Consider the following 24,659-nt stretch of genomic DNA (forward strand, 5'->3'; position numbering starts at 1 on the left):
AATGTTTTACAATTTGGATTAATTGGGGTTTTAACGCTTCACCCCATCTTTATTGATGATCGGCGGATCCAGATACCGTTGGAAGAATGTGTACATCCGGATCAGTTCGGGGCCGGTTTGGGGAAGCGAATGACCTGTGCCGTAATCCACCATCGTGGAAACGGGTACGCCCAGAGATTCCAGTTGCGCCTGAAAATGCAAAACCTGATCCCGGTAATAGGGCTGATCATCCGTATTGTAGAAAAACAAAACGGGCGCAGTTGCTGCCGATTCGACCAGATAAGCCGCTCCCATGCGCTCCCAAATCTCGGGGTGCTCCTCCAGCGATCCCCACACCCACGGACAGCGGGTTTCCAAATTAGAATCGCCATCCCCGGTAACGGCATAAATGCGGGTAAAGTCAAACACGCCCGGACCGAGCGCAGCGGCCTGTACCTCATCCGACACCTTCTGGTAAAAACCGGCATTTTCAAACTCAGGCACTTCCCGGTCACCGATCGCCATGGAACCGGCATCCGAACCCCGGGAGAATCCATAGATCCCGATTTTACCGGAAAGTCCCAGGGAAGTCCCGAGCGAACGCAGGGTACGTACAGCCGACTTTACCTTTTGCGCAGCATCCGGATTGGTCTGATAGGATTTGTAAGCATCATTGGGCCCATCGATTGGTTTGCCCTTGCCCCAGGGACAATACTTCGGGTGGTCGGCAATCGCCCAGGCCATGCCGGCGGCGGGCGCCCCCTCCAGAAACGAATCGTTGAATCCAGCGAGGGTATACCCCAGGTTCAGTCGCTGGTTCCGGTTAGCATCGGTAAACTGCTTGCTGGCGGCATCGTAGGTAGCGTAACTGTTGCTGTAAGAAAAGGATAAAATGGTCGGGACCGGCTGTACCGGATTGGCCGGATAAATGATATCCATGCGCAAAGAATCACCGATTAGGTATTCGGCGGGAGTATTGTAGACGGTTGGATCATCCTGAAAATAGGGCACGTTGCGGGCAATCCGATAACCTTCGAAAAGCACGTAAGTCTGATAATGCGAGCTGTTTTGCAAACCGCAAAAGTCACCCGCAGCAACCGCATCATTGATCGCTATGATGTCCCGATTGATATTGGGAGTAATCGCGGCCGGATGGTGCGCATAATCCAGCTCGATTACCCGGTATCCCTGAGCAATGAGCCAGGCAACATCCGTGGCATTGCTATTGCCGCCGATCTTTTTAAAACCCAGATGCTTGAGGTAAACGACGGTCAGGTACTTGCCGGCAACATCGCGGAGCGGTTCCGGGGATTCGGTAACGATAAATTCTAGCGGCCGGCCGATCGCCTGACTGGGCCAGGTCCCGTTCTTTGCCCCAGCGGTCGCAGAGGTAACAAGCGTAAAGAATGTCCAAACCGTCACTATTTTTCTCAGCATCATAGAATCTATACCATTAATAATGCGTGTGATTGGCTACCCTCGCTTGCAGATAGTCCGGCGTCTTTGGCCGCTGCCCATTCGGGGCAGGCGCATTTTTATAGCCGTAAACCCGCAGCAAATCCCGTTGCAGGGTGATCACCTCTTCTGCCGGCCCTCCCATAAAATCGAACATGTGATAAACCGGCTCGCCAAAGTACAATTTTCCAGTACCGTTTTCGAGTAAGCGAAACTTAAACCAAAATAAAGCCTCCTTACCGTCGCCACGCCAATCCCCTTTGATAAAAACCGGGTTTCCATTCAGTGGATTGGCCGGCCATTTTCGGATCAGTTTGCCTTTCGGATCGAACCAGTGCACCTGCGACCAGAGGTAAGGAATGCCAAAGCGGCGATTTCCGTAAGTCCGGGCACCCACCGCAATCTGGGGCCCGGGGACATCCTGCAGGAAATTTCCGATCTCCAGTTGCTGGGCGTGTTCGGAAACATTTTGCCACTTTAATTTTCCACTCATCGCCCCGTAGGCAAATACACCGATCTCACTGTGGGCGGAGACCATATCTAATTTTCCGTCCTGATCAAGATCGGCAAATCGATAACTATCGGCATGATCATGGTGATCGAAAAACAGATCAAAGGCGTTCCAGATCTCGGTACCGTCACCATCCAGCACCAGCGTGCCCACCACGACTTCATCCGTGCCATCCTGATCCAGGTCTATCGGGTACAAGTAATGGCCCAAATGGTCTTTCTTTTTATTTTCTACATGTTGCCAGACTTCCCGTAATTCCGGATCGTAGGCCGTCACGGAGATCTTTCCACCCATATCCGTGAACGCGAGAATATGCCGAGGATAGCCGGGCGTCAGCCGGCCGATGGCCAGGCGAAAATTATTGTATTCGTGGGGGTAAGCTTCCGTCGGCCACGGACATCGTCGGATGATCGCTCCCGTACGGCCGTCGGCTACGGTTAGCCATTCTCCTTCGTCATCCTGTCGCCAGTGGATCACTTCCGAGTCGCCGTCCTGGTCCAGATCCCATACTAATCCCGGGGCCTCGAAGGAACGGCGCTTTTCCTCTCCTTTTTCCGGAGCCGTATAGGACCAAAGGGCCTGACCGCTAAAATCAAAGGCCTGGGCCGAATAATCCCGACTGAGTACCAGCAGATCCGTTTGTCCATCTCCGGTAAGATCCCCAAATTTCACACAGCTGGAAGGCGGGATCCGGTATTCACGTAAGAGGGTGACTTCCTCGTCCAGTTCCCGGGCTTTCAGATCATCCAGGGTGAATTCCGGGTCCTGACTGAGCACCAATACATCCAAAATGGGGTTATTCTCGATGCGCATCACTCTCAGGTTGACCGTCCCGGCCGCCAGCTCAAAAGTGCCGGCCTGCACGTACCGAAGGGAGTCATTTCCGAGATCATCCGGGATCACCTGCTCTCCGATGGCTACCCGAATGGTACTGCCCGGACGGCCGTGACTGCGTGCGTACAGATAATAGGTGCCCGTTACGGGTATCTCCACCCGTTTCAGATAATTGGATCGGGTGGTCATCAGCAGTCCGGTATTATTGAATAACCAGGGGACTTCCAGTTGGGAAGCATCGATAATGCGGTGTCCACTGGGGATCTCATCCAGCAGATCGGAGGCATCGATTACGATAGTGACTGCGTCGGACTGGGCGGTACTTTGACCAGGAATAATAATTCCTAGTAGCAGTAGGAACAGGTATAACGGAAATAAAGGGTGTTGCAGGTTTTTCATGATATTTTGCTAAAGGTTTGACCAGGATGAAGCAGGTGTACTAAAATTAGGACTATCCGCTGAATCCATTCCACCGGTCTTTACGCTACCGGGAGGTCTTGGATTGGAGGACTAAATTGTTATTTTTAAGAACTTTTCATTTTCCAGTATGATAGCCGCTTCCGAGCGGCAGTTTTTCTAAATCTTCCAGTATTCGAAACATGCATCATTATTCTCTTTCTTATTACGTAAGCGGCCTGCTCCTTCCCTTAATGTTGCTTTCCAGCGGCATGATGTTTACCGCCTGTGATAATTCCGAAGATCAGGAGGAACGGGCGGCAGAGCTGGCCGAATTGCGGTCCGTTTATCAATCGTATCAGGAAGAACTCGCCGGCAAAGAAGCCGAACTGGAGACGACCGAATCGGAAGAGCAAAGAGCAGCCTTGGAGTCAGAGATACTGGTGCTGAAAGATCGGATGCGCCTGGTCCGTTCGAGAATGGATGAATTAGGTGGAACTCCGGAAACGCCTACTGCAGCTCCACCTCCGGATGTCGGCCACTTTTACTTCGACAGTTTACAAAATGATCTGAAGCAGTTGCCCACCTGGGCGCAGAGCAGCGCGCACGGCGGCATCGGTGCGACCTCTTTTATTGTGGAGGTGAAAGTCCGGTTTCGGCAGTCCCAAGAGGCTAACTGCCCGTGGGAAGCAACGCTGACCACCTTCAATGTCCACGTATTCGCCAGCAGCAATATGAAAACCAGTTCGGTACTGGGTCTTTCTACCGGTATCCACGAACTGGTCCACGTCCGGCAGATCAAAGAAGCCTGGGAAGCGGCAAAAGATGACTTTATCGGAAAATTCAGGATCTGTGGGAAAAATGAAGCAGAACTTCGTCAAAAGGTGAAAGGCCTCCTGACGGAATGGTTTGCACAGTTTAACGCCAATTACACCGGGAAACATTTTACGGCAGCTAATAAAGCGCGCTACGAACAGATCCTTGGTCCGGGTTACGAAAGCGAGCGCTCTCCCCGGGAATGGGAGGCCAGAGCTGAGCAAAAGGTTTTCCGCGACCGTTACGGGCAACAGTTAGCTCCCGCCGTTCAGGCCATTGAAGGGCTGGAAAAAAGCCTCCAATCCCCCGCCGCCAATAGAAAACTTTCTCCCAATTACCGGGAAACTCCGGGAGACCGGATCCACCTGTACATGGTTTTTGAAAACTAGAATGGGTAGAGTATAGATGAGCCCTGTTTGCCAATACGCAATTCGGTTACTTCATGGAAACAGCGCTCATCCCTTACTATTCTCTTATTCCTCCGGTCGTATTTGATCCCGGAACCAGGCGATGAGTTCCTCTACGCTACCAGACCGCTTCGGTTCGTGGATCCGTCCGGTCCGGCAGTCCACCATCAGCGGGAAAAGGCCGTGCAGTGGAAGCCGTTTGGTGCCTACCGTAGTCTGGAATTTGAAATAAAAACCTTCCGTAAATGCAACGGTCGCATCCCGGTTAACTGCTACCTCGACGGGCATCATTCCGTTCAGATAATTTGAAACAATGTTTTCGGCCTGGACTAAAGTTACCATAGCGGAGGAATTTTGAATTTGGCTTATTCTTCAATCGTGATGTTCAGGATCTCATCTCCCATACGAATGTCATTGACCACATCCTGGTCACTTTCATCCACGACTTTTCCGAAAACAGTGTGTTTTCCGTCTAGCCAGGGAGTGGGCTCGTGGGTAATGAAGAACTGACTGCCGTTCGTGCCGGGGCCGGCATTGGCCATGGAAAGAATACCGGCCGAATCGTGGCGCAGCGAAGGATCGAACTCGTCTTCAAAAGTGTAGCCGGGGCCTCCCCGGCCACTACCGTGGGGGCATCCGCCCTGCACCATGAAGTTGGGAATTACCCGGTGAAAGGTCAGGCCGTCGTAATAGCCCTTTCTGGCTAACTCCAGAAAATTGGTTACGGTTTTGGGCGTTTTCGGCCCGAATAAGGTTAAGTTGATATCCCCTTTGTTGGTGTGTATGCAGATCTTTACGTCATCATCGTAAGTGGTTTCCTGCATGACCATCTGGATCTCAGCGGGATCGATTTTGTCTAGTGCGGACATATTTATTTAGATTTGAGGGGTAAATATAAATTAATTTTTAGTAGTGCCGACTTCCACTCGGTGAAGTATGCCGACTGAAAGTCGGCATTACGAGGGGGAGTTCTGGGAAATTGGAAATGAGATCGTCGTTATGACTGATGACCAGCGGTGTCGATGAGTATTTGGGTCATGATAAGGGTAGCGGACACATATATATCGCCGAAGGTACAAACTTCGGCAAGCGGTGTAATTTTCAGTATCGCCGACTTCCAGTCGGCGAGGTTTAACGACTGAATGTCGGCGTAACATGTCAGAATCCTGCTAAAATTGGATAAGGGATCGTCGTTATAAACAATGACCAACGGGCATTATTAAAGGAGCATATTATAACAATCAACCAATTGAATAATCTATGGCTATTGTTGACTTTAAGAAAAACGCAGTCGTTCTAAAGATAATTGACGAAAGACGATTAAGCGTTCAAATTGAGGAAAAAATTTTAATAGCTACAATATCATCCCGAGTTAAAAGTGGTCAGAAAGAAATTGAAGTTGGAGACAATATTGTTGTTATAACAAATCCATTTGATTTAGAAAGAGTCCGTGTGCATAAGGACACTTGGATAGATTTGAAGACCTAATAATTTGAAGTGTTCCCACCCGCTACCCGTAGCTTTCCTTTCACCGAGCTTTCGAATCAAAACTGGGAACCTGATCGCTCGGAGGCGTTTGTAACGCCGACACTATATCCAACCGCCAAAGCAAGATCAAATCTAATAAAATTTGGAGGGTAAGTGTGTAGAGCCGACTTCCCGTCGGCAGAATACACCGACTGAAAGCCAGAGGTACGCCTCTATGAATTCCCGTAATTTTTCCCCATCTCGGTTTTCTGTGACCTCTTTTTGCAAAAAATTATGGAATTTCCCGCTGATTACGTCTTTATATCGTCCGTCGAGATCTATGGAAGCAGCAAAGACAGGGCTCATAGTTGCCCCTGCAATCTCGAAGGATAAATCCCCCTATTCGAATTAAAACTGTATAACTTAAAAACCCATTTCTATGAAAAAGAGATCAACCTGGATGATACTGGGCCTCTTGTGTAGCCTCCAAGTGCTTTGGGCACAACCAAAATTAAGTGTAGAAGGAAACGGACTCTTCACCAGTCCCGCCAGCACCAACGTCGATATCCAGAATACCGACGATAATACCAATGCGCTGGTCCGTTTTGGCGACAACGGCGCCTCGGCCGTATCGCTTGGATTCAACGGCAATCAGGATGTTTTTAAAATTTCCACAGCCGCCACGCTGGGAGCAGATGACTTCACCATGGGCCTTACCGGACTGATCGGTATCAACTCCCTGCCCGGCAACCACCGTTTTCTGATCAACCACAATTCAACCTCCGGTGTTGACGGATCCGCCCATTTGACGCTACAGGAAAATAATACCGGAGATTTTGCCCGACTTCGGTTTGGCAACCTGGGCAGCGACGGATTGTGGACCATTGCAACCCGCGCTACCGACGGCAGCTCCCGCATGAACTTTTTTTACAATGACGGCTCGAATTTCGGCAATGTCCTGTCGCTGGACGGTGATCTTTTCCGGGTGGGCATTAACAATACCGATCCGGAAGCTTACCTCCACATCAAGCAGAAAGATGCCGGCATCAGTGCTTTGATCCTGGAGAACGACGATCAGACCGGTGCTGAGAAATGGGGCATGCAGATTGGCAACACTAATCTGGACTATTTATTCGAAGGGGTAATTCGCGGCTCCTTCAGCAGTGCGACGGGTGCTTACACGGCATTTCCACCTCCCGCCGCTTTTAATGATCCTGCTGAGGAAAACCAGGAAGCAGTACTGGCAAAAGTACTGCAGCTCAATCCGGTAAGAGTGCCACAGGAAAAAAGCAAGGGGCACACGATTAGTCTCAATCCCCGGGAAGTGGAACAGGTCAACCCCGATTGGGTAGTGCGTTCAGAAGATGGCGAACAGATCGGTATCAACTACCAGCAATTCGTGGCGCTGGCCATCAAATCGGTACAGGAACAACAACAGCTGATCGAAAAACAGGAAGCGGAGATCGCTGCCCTCGCCGCTGAGGAAGCTGCTTTCGAAACCAGACTGGCTGAACTGGAAGCCAAATTGGCCCAATCCACCGGGAGCGCGCCCCCTACCCTGCCGGAAGCACCAGTCACCACACCGGCCAGTCCGCTGGATTTCCAATTGAGTCAAAATCGTCCTAACCCTTTCCGGGAAGAGACCACCATCGAATTTAAACTTCCGGAAGCTACCGTGAATGCGCAGATCCAACTTTCTGACATTAATGGAAAAATAGTGAGAAAATTCAATCTGAGTAAAAATCAGACTCAACTAAATATTAAGGCCAAAGATCTGGAAAACGGTACTTATTTCTACTCCCTGATCATTGACGGGGAAATAGCCGGATCCCAAAAGATGATCCTGCAGAAATAATGACCCCAATTTCCAACACTAAAAATTTAGCCTTATGAAAATGCAAATTACCTTGATATGTTTCGGACTCTTGCTCTTAGCGGCATCCGGCCGAGCTCAAACTCCGATGGTCATCGAGGGCAATGGTCTGTTCCAGGGAACCAACAGTACCAATCTCGATATTTTTTCCACCGATGACAATACGAATTCCCTAATGCGATTCGGGGATAATAGCACGAATAAAGTATCCTTCGGCTACAATGGCAATAACGATTACTTTAACATTTCAACTGCCGCCACCCTGGGAGCGGATGATCTGACCCTCTCCCTCACCGGCCGTATCGGTATCAACAGTGCCCCCAGCGATCACCGGATGCTGATCAACCAAAATTCAACTTCCGGCCTGGACGGAGATGCCCAACTCTATCTGCAGGAAAACAATACCGGAGACCAGGCCAGACTCCGCTTTACCAATGACGGAGACGATGGCTACTGGGAAGTAGGTGCAGCGGCCATTTCCGGCGCCTACCAAATGGATTTCTTTTATACCGACGGCCTAAACGATGCGACCTTGCTTTCCTTAGACGGGACCGCCGAATCCGTCGGTATCCACCAGACGATCCCGGAGGGCTACCTCCACCTCAAACAGCAATTTGCCGGTGCGGATGCCCTGGCCTTCGTCAACGACAATAATGCCAACAAATGGAGCATGCGGATCGGTGATGAAGACATCCTGATCTACTTCAACGGCGACATCCGGGGTGGATTTGACGTATCTACGGGTAACTATAATAATTTTCCGCCCGCTCCGGCTCTGGCCACAGCCAGTAAAATGGATGATGCCGTTCTGGGTAAAGTCATGCTACTGGAACCAAGAGTCGGAAGCGCCCAGAAATCGCATTCAGCCGCACTCGGTTTCAATCCACAGCAGGTAGGCAAAATCAACGCAGACTGGGTCGTCCCCTCGGAAGACGGCACTCAACTCGGCGTAGATTATCTGCAGATGGCGGTGCTGGCGGTGAAGACGATCCAGGAGCAGCAGGCGGTAATTGAGGCGCAACAGTTGCAAATCCGGGAAATCCAGGAAAGAAGAGCAGCCCAATTAGAGCGATTGGAAAACATTGCCCGGCTGCTGGATCGTTAATTTAACTTTCAAAGAAGAATACCGGGTGCCATGATTTCCCTCCTGGTGCCTCTTCAATAAGGTATTATTGGCAGGAGCTTACCGTTAGATCCCTATTGATCTGTCCGTGAGCTCTTGCCGTTTTACAACTTATTTGCTCCCTTCTTAAAGCTTATATAGCAATAGTTTTCTACCTTTACTTTTACCAAATTTTGAATTTATTTCCAGGAGATTGACTGGTTCTCAAAAGCGTGTTCATCCAGTAAATACTTTCCCCGGTATCGAAAGAAAATCCAGCTGAAAATATTGACACTTTCTACTGTTCAATGATTAAGAGTACGTTACGGGATAATTTTCCTTTTTGATACCCGGCATTTTTTGTTGAATAATCCTCAAATGAACGTTGTTTTGACAAAACAGGAGTTAAAAGAATTTTTAAAAGATTTTAAAAATATCATAGTTAGCGGGCCTCAGCGCAGCGGCACCACATTTGCAGGATTCGCCATCTCGGAATTGCTCGGTTTACCCTACTATACAGAAGAAGCGTTTGGCGTTCACAACGAAAGCCGATTTTTTGACCTTACCAAGACTAGCGACAAAAAAGTTATCCAGTGTCCGGCCTTATCCCATGTACTGGATAAAATTGAGTCAAAGGAAGAGACTATTGTAGTATGGATGGTGCGACCGGTGGAAGATATCATTCGGTCGGAAAATCGAATCAACTGGCAGGAGGAAGGCCGGGAAAAGGCCAAGTATGTCAGTAGGCTCAATGCATTCTTTCGCAAGGAAGAACTACAGGGTATTCATTTTCGGCAACCTATTTCCAGCATAAAATATCAATTCTGGGAGGAGTATCAAAAGCTGCAGATCCCCCATTTTATTGAGATACAGTATGCCGAGCTTTCTACTATTTTTTCCGACTCCTGGATTGATGCCCAGAACCGGAAAGAATTCAACTCCCGGCAAATAAATCAAGTAGCAGACCCCGCTTTCCTGAGTCAAAGGCTCTTTCTTTGTCAGCTATTTATCGATTACGGAGACGGGTACAACGAGAATTTTTCCTATCTCAGTACCGTACACACCGGAAACAATAAGGTAAGCTTTGAAATTCCTACGGTGCCTGGCAAAAAAGTCCAGTCCATACGGTTTGATCCGGCCAATGAGCCCGTCATTATTGAGATTCAATCGATTGTTATCTCTCCGGATCATCAGGCATTGCATTCTCGGGCGGAAAATGGTCAGTTTAGCTTCCAAAACCGCTACTATTTTAATCATAATGATCCTCAGCTAGTTATTCAGATCCCCGAAGGACTGGAAATCTCAGGAGGTCAGGTGACCATTAATCTGGTGGTGGAAGCTATTGGAGCAGACGCTCTTCAACAGCTCTATGTCGATCATACCCAAAAGCTCAGAGAGGAAGGCAGCGCTGAGAATACGGAGTTGGCAACCCAGATCCAGGCCTATAAAAATGCGCATGAAACTTCGCTCGCAACCCTTCAGGAAAAGGAGGCCATCCAGCAGAAGTTACAAGCTTATATCGATCATTTGCAGATCGCTCATTCTACAGAACAACTCTCCAGTGCGCAAAAGCACCAGGGTGAGTTGGGACGTAAGGATCAAGAGATCGAGGAGCTGAAAAACACAAATTTATCCCTGGAGGAAGGGAACCGTGATTTAAATGATCGGATCGCCGAAGAGAAAAATTTACGTCAGCAGGAGGCAGCAACAAGCAGTGAGCTGCGAGCAAGATTAACCGAGCTTGAAGCGGAAAACGACCGGATTCAAAGTGAGTTATCCCAGGAAAACCGGGAAAAAGAAGCTCTAACCGCACAGATCAGTGAAAAATCCACCTTGATATCGAGTCTGGAACAAAAAATCGACGAGATAAACATCTTGCATGCCCAACTGCAGGAAACGGCTAAACAACGGACCGAACAAAGTCATGCATTTCAGCAGCAAGCCGAGGTTTCCCGGCAAAGGCTGCAAAATTTGACAGACCATGCGGATCGCCTGGAAAGTGAAAACCATAACCTGCGAAATTCGTTAAGTTTCAAGGCCGGTTGGTTGCTGACCGCACCTTTTCGCTGGATCTATGAAATCTTCAGAGGAAATAGAATTGGTCTCTGGTTTAACCTGCTATTAGTAGCGATCCGTAAACCTTTTACACTCATCTCCAAACTGCGGTGGGAACACTTTCGCATTCTCAGCCAGGCTATAAGAAAGGAAAGCCCCGCTCAGATCATTCACAATTTCCAAAAATTCCTTACCGGCGCGCCCTCTCAGACAGCAAACAATACATTACCCTCCCCGCAATCCCAGCAGGCTCTGCCCGCCGCCGAAAAGGAAAAACCGGTCTCCTTGCAGGTAACTCCCGCCTCGCTTCCGGTGCCGGTGGATGCATCTCCCAGCATCATCCGGGATATTACGAAGTTTCAAAACCCTGGGCCGGAATTTCTACCCAGGCTGGAAAAAGAATTGAACCTCGATCCGGATCCACTCCTGAAACTGATCGCATTTTACCTGCCTCAATTTCACACCATTCCCGAAAATGACAAGTTTTGGGGTAAGGGATTCACCGAGTGGACCAATGTAACCAAGGGGGTGCCTCGCTTTTCGGGTCACTATCAGCCTAGACTGCCGGCTGATTTTGGTTTTTACAGCCTATCTAGTCGGGAAACCATTGCCCGTCAGGTAGAGTTAGCGAAAAAAGCTGGCTTATTTGGATTTTGTTTTCATTACTATTGGTTTTCCGGTACCCGCCTATTGGAAAAGCCTTTGGACCTGTTTATTGAAGATCAATCCATTGATTTCAATTTTTGCCTTTGCTGGGCCAACGAAAACTGGACCAAACGTTGGGACGGCATGGATCAGGAGGTCATTATCAAACAGGATTTCACAGCCGAAGACACGGTAGCGTTCATCGAAGACCTGAAACCTTACTTAAGAGATAAGAGATATATTTATCTGAACGGACGCCCGTTGATCATCATTTACCGGCCTCAACTGATCCCCGATATTAAAAAAACCGCAGCTACCTGGCGAATGAATCTGATTGAAGCGGGTATCGGTAATCCGATACTCTGCGCTGCCCAGGCGTTTGGGCTCCACGATCCGGAAGAAGTCGGATTTGATGTGGTTGTGGAGTTTCCGCCCCATAAACTGGCCTTTGACAAAAAGAATCGGAGAGACGAATATTACATCTACGATGAAAACTACCAGGGTGTAATCATCAATTACGAGGATATTGTCGCTGCCTCCATGAGCGAAACGACGCACCCCTATCCTTTGTTCCGGGGGCTTTTCCCTTCCTGGGATAACGAAGCCAGGAAAAAGGGAAAAGGTGCCACTTACCACGGTTCCAGCCCGGAACAATTTGAGCAGTGGCTTCAATTTGTCTCCGAATACGCGCTCGCCAATCCAGTACAGGATAACAGTCTGGTTTTCATCAATGCCTGGAATGAGTGGGCGGAAGGAGCCTACCTGGAACCCGACCAGTATTTTGGGTATCAATATCTGCACAGGGTACAGTCCGTATCGGAACGATTCAACTTTCGAAAACATAAGGTTATTGTCGTTTCCCACGATGCCCATCTGCACGGTGCCCAACTCAATGTACTGGCAAAAGCTAAAACGCTCAAGCGGCAGTTTGGTCTGGAAATAACTATTCTTCTACTCGATACCGGAGCCCTTGAACCCGAATTTGAGCGAGTTGCGCGAACTTATAATATCCGGGATTATGTGCAGGCTGACCGGACCGGTTTGCTTCATCTTTTGAAAAAACTAAAAAGGGAAGGCTACGATTACGCCATTGTAAATACCACCGTTGCGAATAATATTTTGCCGGAACTGGACGCCGCTGGTATTCAAAGCTTGTCACTTATTCACGAACTGCCCAACCTCATCAAGGAATATCGTCTGGAAGATGAAGTTCGGTTTGTGGCAGAAAAAGCCGACCATATTTTCTTTTCCACCAAAACGGTGGAACGCGGGTTCCGAGGGTTCCAGCCGCAGATCAGCGGCAGGGTCAACATCAGGCCCCAGGGTATTTATGCCTTTGATTTGTACGCGGTGGACACCATACCGGCAGGAGCCCTCCGAAAACAGTTGGATCTGGGCCCGGAAGATATCGTGATCGCAAGTCTGGGATTTGCCGATATGCGAAAAGGTATAGACCTCTTCGTGCAGGTTGCCGATTTTGTCAGTCGACGCAATCAAAACTGCCATTTCGTTTGGATCGGTAATATTCACGGGGTACTCGATCCCTGGATCCGGCACGATATTGAAAAACTGCCCTACCGGGAGAATATCCACCTGGTCCCTTTCCACGATAAGATCAGTGAATACATAAAAGATATTGACATTTTTGTCCTTACTGCCCGTGAGGACCCCTTCCCCAGTGTTGTTCTGGAATCATTGGCAATGGGCGCTCCGGGGATAGTTTTTGCCGGGAGTGGAGGAATTGTGGAACTTAATGATCAGTTCCCGGACCTCCTGACCATTGTCCCTTATCTGGATACAGAAGCCATGGGAAAAGCAGTGCTTAATCTGGCAGACCATCCGGAACAAAGACTACAACTCGCCAATTATGGTAAAAAGGTCATGGCCGATCATTTCAGCTACGATGACTATTGCTTTTTCCTGGCGCAACAATTTGATCCCAGCCTGAAAAAAGTATCGGTCATTGTCCCTAATTACAATTATGCCCATACCCTGGAAGACCGGCTCCGATCCATCTGGTATCAGGAATATCCGGTCTTTGAGGTGATCGTACTCGACGATTGCAGCACGGATAACAGTCTGGAAAAGATCCGGGAACTGGCAGAAAAGTACCAGCGAAAGATCCGGATCATCGAAAACGAGACTAATTCGGGCTCTCCCTTTTTACAATGGCAAAAAGGAGCAAATGAAGCCAGAGGGGACCTGGTCTGGATCGCAGAGGCGGATGACCTGGCCGAACCCGGGTTTTTATCAGCTCTGGTACCGCTGTTTGCCAATGAGGAACTTGGACTGGCCTACAGCCAATCCAAACAAATAGACGAAAACGGCAACCATCTCGCCGGAGATTATCTGTACTATACGGATGATATAGATCCGCAGAAATGGAGACAGGACTACGTTATTGAAGGCCCCCGGGAAATACTGGAGGGCCTGGCCGTTAAAAATACTATTCTGAATGTCAGTGCAGTTGTCTGGCGCCTGGACCTGCTCAGAGAACTAATGGCGGAGCACCTGGATGAGCTGCGCGAGTTTAAGGTAGCCGGAGACTGGTTCCTGTATATCAAAGCACTGGAGCGGGCTCAACTTGGATTCTGTGCCCAATCGCTGAACGTCCATCGCCGGCATTCTTCCAGTGTTACCCATAAACTGAATGTGGACCGACACCTGGAGGAGATACGCCTGATCCAGGAAATGGTGAAATCCCAAGAGCAATTTCCCGATAAGCTGGCGGATATTCAGAACGATTATTATTCTTCGGTAGAAACCGCTTTAAGGAACTAACGATTTCAGGACCTGCCTGCAGAGATCCTCACGCGGAATAGTTCAAAACGTATTGTTTCTACCGGATTTGACGAATTTAATAAGTGTACCAAGCAGATCAATGAAAAAGTTATTCCTGCATATCGGATATGGCAAATGTGGTACGACGGCTATCCAAAAATTCGCGTATAACAACTTTAAGCACAATAGCCGGATCTATCTTCCCGAAACCGGATGGTGGAAGCAAGGTGAAGGGCACCATCATCTTGCAGCTAATCTGAATTACGAAGTCAGGGAGGAGGACCTGAGCGAGAAATGGGAAATGGCAGCGAATGAACTAGTTGACTCGGGCGCTGAGATCGGATTTATTTCCTCCGAGCAGTTCTGCTTCCTGAGACCAGCCCAGGTAAAAGTAATCCACAGGGTACTCACCCGATATGATTGGGAGATCAAGATCATTTTCTTTGTGCGATCCCAATTGGACCTGGCTCTTTCATCCTACATGCAAAAACTTAAGCACACCAGTTTTCGGGAACTTGGCAGTTTTGAAAAATTCTTTTCGCTGCACAAAAACTCTTTCGATTTTCAGCACCGGATCGCTGTGTGGGAGGAATTATTCGGGCTCGAAAACTTAATCGTCAGGCTGTATGACAAAGCACTGGTTGAAAATGTGATCGACCAATTGAATGAGATCCTGGAGGTCGATATCGAGCCGGCGCCGGTGGCAGAACCGGCTAGTCCGCGTGCTAATTTTTCCATTATCCCGGAATGTATAGAGCTCATTAAATTTTACGATGAAAATACGCCCGATTCCTCCGCCAAAAGACCGGAGTTTATCAGTAAACTGATCACCCTTTCCCAAAAAATGGCCAGGTGCTCTGCTGGAATTAAACTGTTTGCCAAGGAAGAACTTCAAATCATTGACCACTTCAGGGGGATCAATGAAGATTTTGGTAATAAGTTCTTATCCGAATCCGAGCGCAGGGCGCTGAATCAGAAGTTCACCCGATAAATAGAAGCCATCCGGTTGCTTTAGGGCTCCAGCATTTGGTAACCAAAGTAGGTTAACAGTTCCTGTTGCTTTTCAAAGATCCCGTTAATCGCATGGATGTCCTCCCGGCTAAGGTTCTCAAGTTTAGCCTGATTGAGGTTCTTTATTTTCATCTTCTCCTGTTTTTGAAAATTATGAGCGGAGAATGATCGGTTGATATCTATATCCTTTAGTTCGGGAATATGGCTGGCCAGCAGGGCTACGGCTCGTTCGGGCTCCGTAGTGAGCATTTCGTAGGAGATGACAATGGCATTTTCCAGATGCTCTTTATTGTCCCGTTGGTGTCTCAAGCTTTTCAGCGCAAAGTTTGCTGCATTTTGCGGAGTCACTTTATTTCGCCGCATCAGACTTTCACAGTGCGCATAGGGGTTTCGATAAAATATGATGAAGAAAGCCGGATCAAAAACCTTACTGATCGATTCGGCCCGCACCAGATTTGGGGGGCTTTTTTCCAGGAGAACCGGATAGGTCAGATCCCAGTATTTCATCCATTCCCTTTTGATCTTCTTCCAGTCGAAATCATGCGAAGCGTTCCAGCGGTCTTGGTGATCAAACATAATGGCCCGAACCGTGGGCAGGGTCTGACCTTCCCGGGATCCATAGGCATTGTTTACGGAAACCGCACGGGATGTAGAGATCAGTTCATTGAGGAGTGTAGACCCGCAATAAGGAGGAGATAGAATAAATAGAAACTTGTGTTCTGACCTGGAAGACAAAAAGCTCCTGAGCTTATTATGGAATACGGTGGGAGCATAATTTTTGTAAGCTGGGAATAGCAGCCGGGCGAGTTTCTCCTTTAGGGTAGAATCGGACATTTTCCTAAACTTTTAATTATCTGCCATCTCTTTAAAGGTCCGGTCGAAAAGCACTAAAGGTATAAAAAACATCTGGCCATCAATCCGTAGACTAATGGCCAGATGTATTTTTTATGATCGAATCACTTTACAGTGATTTGATAATTTCCGGAATTATTTTTCCAGTTGTTCTTTCAATGCTTTGTTTTCCTTCTCAAGGTCGGAAAGCCGCTTGTTCATTTCGATCATGTGCAAGGTAAGCTCTTCGACTTTTTCCATCAGGCTGATAGACAGTTCACCCAGTTTAACCAGACCTCTGTTGTTGTCTACATCTTCCTGATTCTGAATATTAGGCAGGTAACCGTGTTCGTTGATGTGATTCTCGATCTCTTCGAGGCTCAGCATTTCGTATTCCGGCTTGAATACGTAATCCGCAACGTCCGCTTTAACCTGGATTTCTTCACTTTCCATGTTACCGTTTACGGACAGCGTACTCTGAGGAACTGAAGTATTTACTCCCAGTCTTCCCTGAGCGTCGAATACCATACTTTTGCCATTCGTTTGAAAACCGATTCTACCGGCCACGTTACTAATGAAATTCAGCTGACCACTTCCTCCGTTGAATTCGAAGGCTCCCTGTTGAACGCCGGCAGCATTATCAAATACAAAAGATCCGACGTTTGCCTGCATTCTGAATTGAGCTGCACCACCACTGGTCTCTCTCAGACGGAAACCGGTAAAACCACTGGCTCTGGTAAATTCTGCGTTGTTGGCACCGGAGCTTGACCCCACTACCCCACCGGGGACGAGGAAGGACTGTGCATAACTGGTCTCTGTAAAGCTAAATTGTGCAATGAGTACTGCTGCAACGATGAGTAGAATACGATTTTTCATTCTTATTTTGGATTTATAGTTTTAGATTTACCTTATTAGCTGACAAGCTACACGCTTTTGTCACCACTTCACAGAAAAAAATTATTTTTTTTTATCCACGGTGACAAAATCCGTCCGAAATGCAGCTAACTAAATGATTATGAAAGCGAGTCCTTTACGTGAAAAACCACAGGATACTTATACTGATGCTCAGGTGATCAACGCTATCCTGAATCACAGGACCGCTAATCATCTGATATTGAAGTGGTTTTTCAACCGGGCCCGGGAGTATGCTTTAGGATATCTGCAGAAAAGCTATACTCAGTTGGATCCGGAAGAATGGGATGTGATCTTTGCCAATACCAATTTGAAGATCGTCTCCAGATTCCGCAAGGGACTGAACCTGGGAGAAGCAGCCACCCTGAGGACCTATTATACAAGTGTTGCAAAATTTGCCGCGCTTGATTTTGTCCGAAGCCGAAAAGCAGACAGCGATTTCCAGGAAGTTGTGGAAGATCAGGTCATAGTAGTGCCTACCGTACAGGAAAACCTGGAGCAATCGGAACGGCTGCAAAGTATTCGGGCCTGGCTGGTCAAAGTCCTCGCCAATGAAGGGCAAGTGGAAGTCCTCCTTTTGCATGCAAAGGGATTTTCCTACCAGGAAATGCTGGATAATACCACTTATAATAGTGAGGGAGCCTGCCGGAACGCTCTAATGAAAGGTAAAAAGAAGATAAGCGAATATCTTCTGCAGTATCCGGTTGAGGCCCGCAAATTGAGAGCACTTTTGGAAGATAGATAATACTGTTTGTTATGCAATACTTCGAATGGATCGAAAAATATAAGGAAGGAAAATTGTCCGCTGCCGACCGGCTTGCCTTTGAGCAGGAAGTCGAGGAGAACGGACAGTTACGGGCCGAGCTCGAAGCAGTCGGTCTTACCGAATCCTTACTGGCCGCAGTGGCCGGCTCGCCGGATGTTGCGCCTTCTTCCCCAACGACCGGCCGGGTAAATTATCAAAAAATTTACACCATAACCATCGCGCTGATATTGGCGGCAGTGGCCATATTTGCCTGGCAATACCGCTCTCCGGAACTAGAGCAGCTTGAGGAAACCATAGTTCCCATGCCCATTCTGCCCGTACCTGACGATTCAGAATCTATTCCAAAAACGCTCGCCCCTAAGGAGGATGACCATAAAAATGTCAAGCGTCCTGTAGCAGCAGCCGATATCGTTCCTAAAGAGCCTGTAAAAGAGAACAATCAAGCCATCTCCCGGCCAATTTCCGCTCCACAGCAAGCAACACCGAAATTGGCAGAAGCTACCGTTAAGGAAAATCCAATTGAGATCCAGGATCCGGCGTCGAAAGAGATTTCCACCGCTCCGGCCCAGGAAAAAATCGCGGTTTATACCGTAAGTGCTGTAATTGATACGGCATTGGCTCAGGCTTCGGATATAGCGCTCACAGCCACGGAAAAAATTGTGCTCAAGCCGGGTTTTCACGCAAAAGCAGGTACTACTTTTAAGGCGAGAGTTAATAACGGGCCGCTTTTTGAAAAGAAAGGAGCTCCCAACTAAGGCATCGTTTTGTTCCAAATTAGTTTCGTTTACCAAACCTTTTCCTGCTTATATTGACGAAACATGAGTCATCCTGAATTTTTTTAGGACTCAAAAATGACCTCGTAGAGGTTAAACATTCGTAGAAAAATAGCAGAATTCCTGGTTTCGACCTCAGCGAGGTCGCACAACATGGAGCAATGTGGTAAATGTGCGACCTCCCTGAGGTCGGAAAACGCTTATCCAGGCTAAATTCTACGAATATTCGACCTCTCTGAGGTCATACATCGCCTTTTATAAAATCCGGGGTGATTCATATTTTATCAAGCAAAAAAAGTCTATCTATACCGTTTTGAATCGAAGTGTTTAGATGCATGTAGAACTATATGAGTTTTGAATCGACAAATGAGGAGTCTGCAAAGAATTCTCTTGAACACAAAGTTGAGGCCGACGCGAAAAAGATCCAGGAGCTTGAAAAACAATTGATCAGTTCCCAGATAAACGCCCGAAGAGCCCAGGAGAATTTATACAAAGCCTACCAGGATCTGCAATCCCGGGAAAGAACTATCCAGGAAATTAAAGATTCGCTCAGCTTTCGAATAGGCTGGATGATCACCGCTCCCTTACGTTGGATCTACGATAAAATCAAAGGAGAAGCAGCTAATAGCCCTGCCAATCGTATTTCAGCCAGTCATCCGGTTAATCATCCTGCTGCTGTTTCCGAAGAACATTTCTTCCAATCGCTTTCGCAAGTAAAACAGTACGATCTCGCGCAAAAATTGGATTTTGCCAATCAGAGCAAACAGTATTTCGGCAGTGCCTCTGAATTCAACCGCGCTCCAATCCTGCTTTTTGTCACGCCCAATGTACCTGCCTATGATCTTTCGAGTGGAGACAAACGTCTGTTCCGGATTCTGAAACTCTTGTCCGAAAGTGCAACGGTTTATCTTTTCACTTTGGGAGAAAATCCCAGGAAGTACGTAGCGGCCCTGGAAAAAAACAATATCAAAGTAATCATTGATGAGGACCTTCACAACCTGAGGAAATCCATTCCCCAGGCAGATGCGGTGATCTTTTGTTGGTACTACACGCTTTTCGATAATTTTGAACTCACCAAGATTTTCCCCGAAGCGAAGATAATCGTGGATTCCGTAGATGTACATTGGTTGCGGGAACTGCGATCTTTGGAAGATGGGAATACACTGACCCGGGAAAGAGCCGATCTGAATAAAGAAAAGGAAATACTGGCCTATAGAGCAGCCAACCAGGTCTGGGCCGTTACGGCACAGGATGGTGCGGAAATCCTTTCGGAGATCCCCGACATCGAAGTTGCAATCGTCTCCAATGTGCACCGGATGGACGAGCAGGTGTACTCAGACGATCCGACGAATACCATTCTGTTCTTTGGAGGTTATCAACACGAACCTAACCTGAAGGCTGTGCAAATACTGGCCGAGCAGATTTTCCCGATCATCCAGTCGGAAATCAGTAATGCTAAACTTTTAATCGCCGGTTCGAAAGCCCCTCCGGAAGTCACTGCGCTCGGAAAAAGGCCGGGGATCGAATTTGTAGGTTTCGTGAAAGAAGAGGAGATCCCGGAAATTTACCGCAAAAGTCAACTAACGATTATTCCCCTGCTCGCAGGGGCCGGTATCAAAGGAAAGATCTGCGAAGCGGTTGCCTACGGGTTAACTGTGATCACGAATGAGATCGGCAATGAAGGTATTGAGTTCATCCATTTGGAGGAAGGCTTCATTGTTTCCAGTCCGCAGGAAATGGCCCGCTATGCCATTCGGGCTTTGCAGGGCGAATATGATCTGAAAGCAATGAATGAGCGGGCACGCCGGAAACTCAGTCAACTGGTATCTCCGGAGATTGTGCAGGCCAACGCCCTCCAGGCGATCTTTCCCGCTATTTCGATCTGTATCGTGACCTGGAACCGAAGAGATCTGCTGGAGCAGTGTTTAAATTCTATCTTGCAACATACCTCCTATCCGAATTTTCGCATCCTGGTCCACTCTAACGGCTGTACCGACGGCACCCGGGAATATCTCCGGGAACTCGCCGCTCAGGATACGAGAGTAGAACCGATCCTTTCCGATACCAACGAAGTTTTTGTGCGCCCCAATAACCGGATGATGGAGCAGTACCCGGAATCCGACGTGGTTTTGCTGAATAATGACGTGGAAGTCAGTCCGGGTTGGTTAATGGGATTATACCGCGCCGCATACCTGTCGGACGAAATCGGAGTAAGCGGCTCAAAGATCCTGTACCCGGACGGTACGCTGCAGGAATTTGGATCCGAACTTTACGCCAACGGCACGGGCCGGAATATCGGTAAGTTCGGAGACCCTACCCTGCCTGAATTCAATCAGTTGACCCAGTGCGGTTATGTTTCCGGTTGTGCGATGTACATAAAACGTTCTACTATTGAAAAGATCGGTACCTTTGACGACCAATTTCATCCGTGCTATTGCGAAGACAGCGATTATTGTTATACTGCCAGAGAGCACGGATTAGCCACGGTCGTAACGCCCGACAGCGTGGTCTATCACTTCGAAGGCGCCACATCGGGTACGGATACCAGCAGTGGTTTCAAAGCCTACCAGACGGCCAACATGGAGAAGTTTTTGGAAAAGCACCGCAATAAACCCAATGGGATCGATTGGGACAGTACTAATTGAGTTAGCTAATATGATTAAAAGCCAGATATCGAATATTCTTACCAAATTGCCGGAAAACAATCGCCTGGAAAGGATTTGGTTGTTGGCTAAAATGGATTTCAAAAGGCGGTACTACGGCTCCTTCCTTGGGTTGATCTGGGCTTTTATCAATCCACTGGGTCGATTTTTTATCTATTACTTTGTCTTTACTTATCTGATTGGTTCTAAAACGCCAAACTTTGCACTTTTCCTGTTTCTCGGACTTATCTTCTGGATCTACTTTTCAGAATCAGCTTTCCGTGGGCTCAATATTATACAGACCAGGTCTTTTATTCTCGAGAATATACAGATCAACAAGATCGATATTTACTTTGCCTCTTTGTTAAGCAGTACCATCGGTTTTGCCTTTAACTTTACGGTCTACTTTGTGGCCAGCATATTTTTTGGGGTGGATATCAATTTCACCGTGGTGCTTTTCCCGTTGCTGTTTATTAATATGGCTATCTTCATTCTGGGTACGATGATCATGCTATCGGTCATCCATATCTTTATCAGGGATATCATTCATATCTGGAATCTTTTTGTACTTATGCTGATGTGGTTCAGCGGCGTTTTTTTCCAGATCGACAACAACAGCGCAGATTGGAAAGAAGCAGCCCTGGCCTACCTTACGCCCGTCTGCGGCATCATTAAAAACACCAGGGCTGTCCTGATCTACGGGGAGGGGTTCGATCTCAATCTTTTTATCTATGACTACGTCTACGCCCTGATATTTTTCTTTATCGCACTGTATTTTCTCAATCGCTCCTATGGTATGGCCCTGGAGAAGCAATAGCAAGTTGCCATGAAAAGTAAAACGGAAGTACATAAGGACCAGGTCCCGGCGGTTAATTGGAAAGAACGGGAAACCGTCATTAAGCTGGAGAACGTCTCCAAAACGTTTTCCATTATTGATGGGGCTCCGACCATGGCCGGTCAGCTTTCTGCCTTTTTTTCCAAGAAATCCCACCGGAAGATCGAGGCTCTGAAAAATATCAACCTGGAGATTAAAAAAGGCGAGTTTTTCGGGATCATCGGTCATAACGGCTCCGGCAAATCCACGCTCTTGCGTTTAATGGCCGGTACCTATCAACCCAATCCCGGAGGCAAGGTTTACCGTAAGGGGAATTTTATGCGGCTGTCTTTAGGCATTGGATTCGATACCGAACTTACTGCCCACGAAAATATTTTCCTGAATGCCTCCATCCTTGGACTGAGTATGAAACAGATCCGGGAGCGTCACGATTTGATCCTCCATATGGCCGGCCTGGAAGAGTACAAGCATACCAAGGTCAAGTTTTTTTCAACCGGAATGATCTCCCGACTTAAATTCGCTATTGCCGTACACGCCGAGGCGGAGATCTTTTTCATGGATGAGTTTTTCGGAGGGGTCGGCGATCTTCAGTTTAAGCAGTTGTCGGAAAGTATCTTCAAAGAATCGATCGTTAAAGGCCGGACCATCATACACGTCAGTCACACTTTGCCCACCATCCGGGAGCACTGCCAGCGTGTTTTGCTGCTCCATCGGGGCGAGATGGTTGCTCTGGGTACGCCGGATGAGGTCATCCCGCAGTACCGGAAATTAATGAAACAGTAATCGTCGTTTATGCATTTCATCGGGTTGAAAACACGCTTCCGGGTCAGATCACTGTGGCTCAAATATGTTGAACGGGCCAGGTACCGTCCGGAGCGCCCCATTTTTTTCATCCATATTCCCAAAACCGCCGGTACATCATTCCGGAATATGCTTTTTCGTCTTATCGATCAGGAAGTTTCTTTTCCAAGTCTGCAAGATCTTGGAAAAAACGATGGAAATTATCTGACTTTTGAAGAGGTTCGGGAGATCCTGCCGCTGGAACAGCGCAAGATCCTTTTTCTGACCGGGCATTTTCCCTTTGCGGCCGGGGAACTTCTTGCCGCCCCGGTTGAATACTACGTTTTTTTACGAGATCCGATAGACAGAACTATTTCCAACCTATTACATTTTCAAAGAAATTATCCCGAAAATAAAGATAGGAGCCTGCTCGAGGTTTTTGAAAAACACCGCGGGCATCTCCAAAACCTGCAGACCAGATTCCTGTCAGTTTCCACGCTCGACCAGATGGAAGCATTCTACCAGCCGGACATGATTTCCAAAAAACACCTGGACCTTGCTAAAGCTAATCTGGAAAAATGTACATTTGTCGGCCTGACCGAAAGATTTTCCGATTCGCTTCTAATGGCGGAACAACTGCTGGGAGCAAAACTCGGCTCCCAACTGAAAAGGAATGTAGCTCCAATTTCGGCGAAACAACAACTTGATCCTCTGCTGGTAGAACAGATCCAACCGTATTTAGAACTGGATCAGGAACTGTACCATTTCGCACTTCAACTATTTGAAAAACGTAAATTGCTCATCCTGAACAAGTAATGAAAGTCGCCATTATCCTGGTCAACTGGAACCAGTCTAAAATTACGATCCGATGCGTTGAATCTCTGTTGCAAAATACCCGGGATGAGTCCACCTTTTCCTTTCAGATCATAATTGTCGACAATAATTCCCAAAGCAGATCTATCCATATTCTGGAGCAATATCTCGAAGATGGGCAGGTTGAACATCAGGTCTATCTGATAAAGAACTCCCGTAATGCCGGTTTTGCCGGTGGCAATAATGTGGGCATCCGCTATGCATTGGATCATTGCCAACCTGATTACATCTGGTTGCTGAATAACGATATTATTGTTCAGGACCAGGCTCTTAACAAGCTCGTAGCCGCTGCCCGAAAGTATCCGATCCCACTCGTCTGGGGTAGCACTATATTCGAGGTTTTTCCGGAACTCCACTTTCATTGCGCGGGCGGTTTCAGTTATAACCCCTTGTTCTCCATACCCCGACCAATATCTTTCTCCCAAGACCGTCGTTTCCCCACCGGACTTTTTCATCCGTTGCCGCAGATGGATTATCCCGCCGGTGCTTCTATGTTTATTCGAGCCGATACCTTCCGCGAATACGGAATGATGAATGAGATCTATTTTCTGTACTACGAAGAACTGGATTTTGTTTATCAGATCGGGGGCAAATCCCATCTCGCCTGGTGCCCGGACAGTGTTTTGCACCACCAGTCCGGCAAAAGTACCGGAAGTAAAAATCCCAATAAGGGCAAAGGTTCCTGGGTGGGTCACTACTACGGGAATCTCAGCGCACTTAAATTCACCTGGATCCATCATCCGCTCTATTTCCCGGTGGTTTTCTTTTTCCGGCTGTTTACCAAAAGTTTTATTTTCATTAAAAATCGGGATTTTCGAAGTTTTCAACCGCTGAGCCAGGCCTACCGGGACTTTTTCAGGTGGCTGTTTTTCAGTGAATCGCCCTATTCCCAATAACCGTCATTTCCGGCCATAA

At 47.8% G+C, this 24,659-nt stretch carries 19 protein-coding genes; 13 read left to right on the forward strand and 6 right to left on the reverse strand.

All coding sequences use genetic code 11. From position 1 onward, the window contains the following. Positions 1–30: 30 nt before the first annotated feature. Positions 31–1,419, reverse strand: a complete 1,389-nt coding sequence (locus CRP01_RS12740) for an alpha/beta hydrolase family protein (protein ID WP_099150419.1) — start codon at positions 1,417–1,419, stop codon at positions 31–33. A 13-nt stretch (positions 1,420–1,432) separates the two neighbouring features. Beyond that, positions 1,433–3,178: a hypothetical protein gene (locus CRP01_RS12745; RefSeq protein WP_099150420.1), complete on the reverse strand. Its 1,746-nt coding sequence runs from the start codon at positions 3,176–3,178 to the stop codon at positions 1,433–1,435. A 200-nt stretch (positions 3,179–3,378) separates the two neighbouring features. Between CRP01_RS12745 and CRP01_RS12750 the strand changes: the two genes are divergently transcribed. Further along, positions 3,379–4,380: a hypothetical protein gene (locus tag CRP01_RS12750; RefSeq protein ID WP_099150421.1), complete on the forward strand. Its 1,002-nt coding sequence runs from the start codon at positions 3,379–3,381 to the stop codon at positions 4,378–4,380. A gap of 84 nt (positions 4,381–4,464) precedes the next feature. Here the strand turns inward: CRP01_RS12750 and CRP01_RS12755 are convergent, their stop codons facing one another. Together CRP01_RS12755 and CRP01_RS12760 are read right to left on the reverse strand one after the other, a co-directional pair. Further along, positions 4,465–4,740, reverse strand: a complete 276-nt coding sequence (locus tag CRP01_RS12755) for a hypothetical protein (protein WP_099150422.1) — start codon at positions 4,738–4,740, stop codon at positions 4,465–4,467. A gap of 23 nt (positions 4,741–4,763) precedes the next feature. Continuing rightward, positions 4,764–5,222, reverse strand: a complete 459-nt coding sequence (locus CRP01_RS12760) for a peptidylprolyl isomerase (RefSeq protein ID WP_099150480.1) — start codon at positions 5,220–5,222, stop codon at positions 4,764–4,766. A 436-nt stretch (positions 5,223–5,658) separates the two neighbouring features. On the opposite strand from CRP01_RS12760, the gene CRP01_RS12770 reads away from it, so the two are divergent. The 5 genes from CRP01_RS12770 (at position 5,659) to CRP01_RS12790 (ending at position 15,312) form a co-directional block, all read left to right on the forward strand. Beyond that, positions 5,659–5,886, forward strand: coding sequence for a hypothetical protein (locus CRP01_RS12770; protein ID WP_099150424.1), 228 nt, complete (start codon positions 5,659–5,661; stop codon positions 5,884–5,886). Between the two features lie 418 nt (positions 5,887–6,304). Beyond that, complete coding sequence (locus CRP01_RS12775; protein WP_099150425.1) at positions 6,305–7,720, forward strand: T9SS type A sorting domain-containing protein; 1,416 nt, start codon at positions 6,305–6,307, stop codon at positions 7,718–7,720. A 34-nt stretch (positions 7,721–7,754) separates the two neighbouring features. Then, entirely contained in the window at positions 7,755–8,843 is a 1,089-nt protein-coding gene (locus CRP01_RS12780) for a hypothetical protein (RefSeq protein ID WP_143473372.1), read from the forward strand. Between the two features lie 375 nt (positions 8,844–9,218). Beyond that, positions 9,219–14,321 (forward strand): glycoside hydrolase family 99-like domain-containing protein, encoded by a 5,103-nt coding sequence (locus CRP01_RS12785; RefSeq protein ID WP_099150427.1) that lies wholly within the window; start codon positions 9,219–9,221, stop codon positions 14,319–14,321. A gap of 100 nt (positions 14,322–14,421) precedes the next feature. Continuing rightward, a complete protein-coding gene (locus CRP01_RS12790) occupies positions 14,422–15,312 on the forward strand; it encodes a sulfotransferase domain-containing protein (protein WP_099150428.1) in 891 nt (296 codons plus the stop codon). 20 nt (positions 15,313–15,332) lie between these two features. Here CRP01_RS12790 and CRP01_RS12795 read toward each other — a convergent pair whose 3' ends face one another. Continuing rightward, positions 15,333–16,166, reverse strand: coding sequence for a sulfotransferase (locus CRP01_RS12795; protein WP_099150429.1), 834 nt, complete (start codon positions 16,164–16,166; stop codon positions 15,333–15,335). Positions 16,167–16,319: 153 nt separating this feature from the next. Continuing rightward, on the reverse strand, positions 16,320–17,039 hold the full coding sequence (locus CRP01_RS12800) for a hypothetical protein (protein ID WP_099150430.1): 720 nt from the start codon (positions 17,037–17,039) through the stop codon (positions 16,320–16,322). Between the two features lie 139 nt (positions 17,040–17,178). Between CRP01_RS12800 and CRP01_RS12805 the strand changes: the two genes are divergently transcribed. The 7 genes from CRP01_RS12805 (at position 17,179) to CRP01_RS12835 (ending at position 24,640) form a co-directional block, all read left to right on the forward strand. After that, entirely contained in the window at positions 17,179–17,820 is a 642-nt protein-coding gene (locus tag CRP01_RS12805) for a sigma-70 RNA polymerase sigma factor region 4 domain-containing protein (protein WP_143473373.1), read from the forward strand. Positions 17,821–17,831: 11 nt separating this feature from the next. Beyond that, the gene (locus CRP01_RS12810; RefSeq protein WP_099150432.1) at positions 17,832–18,596 is read left to right on the forward strand and encodes a 3-coathanger stack domain-containing protein; all 765 of its coding nucleotides are present in this window, start codon (positions 17,832–17,834) and stop codon (positions 18,594–18,596) included. A gap of 365 nt (positions 18,597–18,961) precedes the next feature. Continuing rightward, a complete protein-coding gene (locus CRP01_RS12815; protein ID WP_099150433.1) occupies positions 18,962–21,259 on the forward strand; it encodes a glycosyltransferase in 2,298 nt (765 codons plus the stop codon). Positions 21,260–21,269: 10 nt separating this feature from the next. Next, on the forward strand, positions 21,270–22,073 hold the full coding sequence (locus CRP01_RS12820) for an ABC transporter permease (protein WP_170110347.1): 804 nt from the start codon (positions 21,270–21,272) through the stop codon (positions 22,071–22,073). Positions 22,074–22,082: 9 nt separating this feature from the next. Next, on the forward strand, positions 22,083–22,874 hold the full coding sequence (locus CRP01_RS12825; protein WP_099150435.1) for an ABC transporter ATP-binding protein: 792 nt from the start codon (positions 22,083–22,085) through the stop codon (positions 22,872–22,874). A 9-nt stretch (positions 22,875–22,883) separates the two neighbouring features. Further along, positions 22,884–23,687: a sulfotransferase family 2 domain-containing protein gene (locus CRP01_RS12830; protein WP_099150436.1), complete on the forward strand. Its 804-nt coding sequence runs from the start codon at positions 22,884–22,886 to the stop codon at positions 23,685–23,687. After that, the gene (locus CRP01_RS12835; RefSeq protein ID WP_099150437.1) at positions 23,687–24,640 is read left to right on the forward strand and encodes a glycosyltransferase family 2 protein; all 954 of its coding nucleotides are present in this window, start codon (positions 23,687–23,689) and stop codon (positions 24,638–24,640) included. The genes CRP01_RS12830 and CRP01_RS12835 overlap by 1 nt, the downstream gene beginning before the upstream one ends. The last annotated feature ends 19 nt before the right edge of the window (positions 24,641–24,659 follow it).

The sequence above is a fragment of the Flavilitoribacter nigricans DSM 23189 = NBRC 102662 genome (assembly GCF_002646595.1).
GTDB classification, from domain to species: Bacteria; Bacteroidota; Bacteroidia; order Chitinophagales; family Saprospiraceae; genus Flavilitoribacter; species Flavilitoribacter nigricans.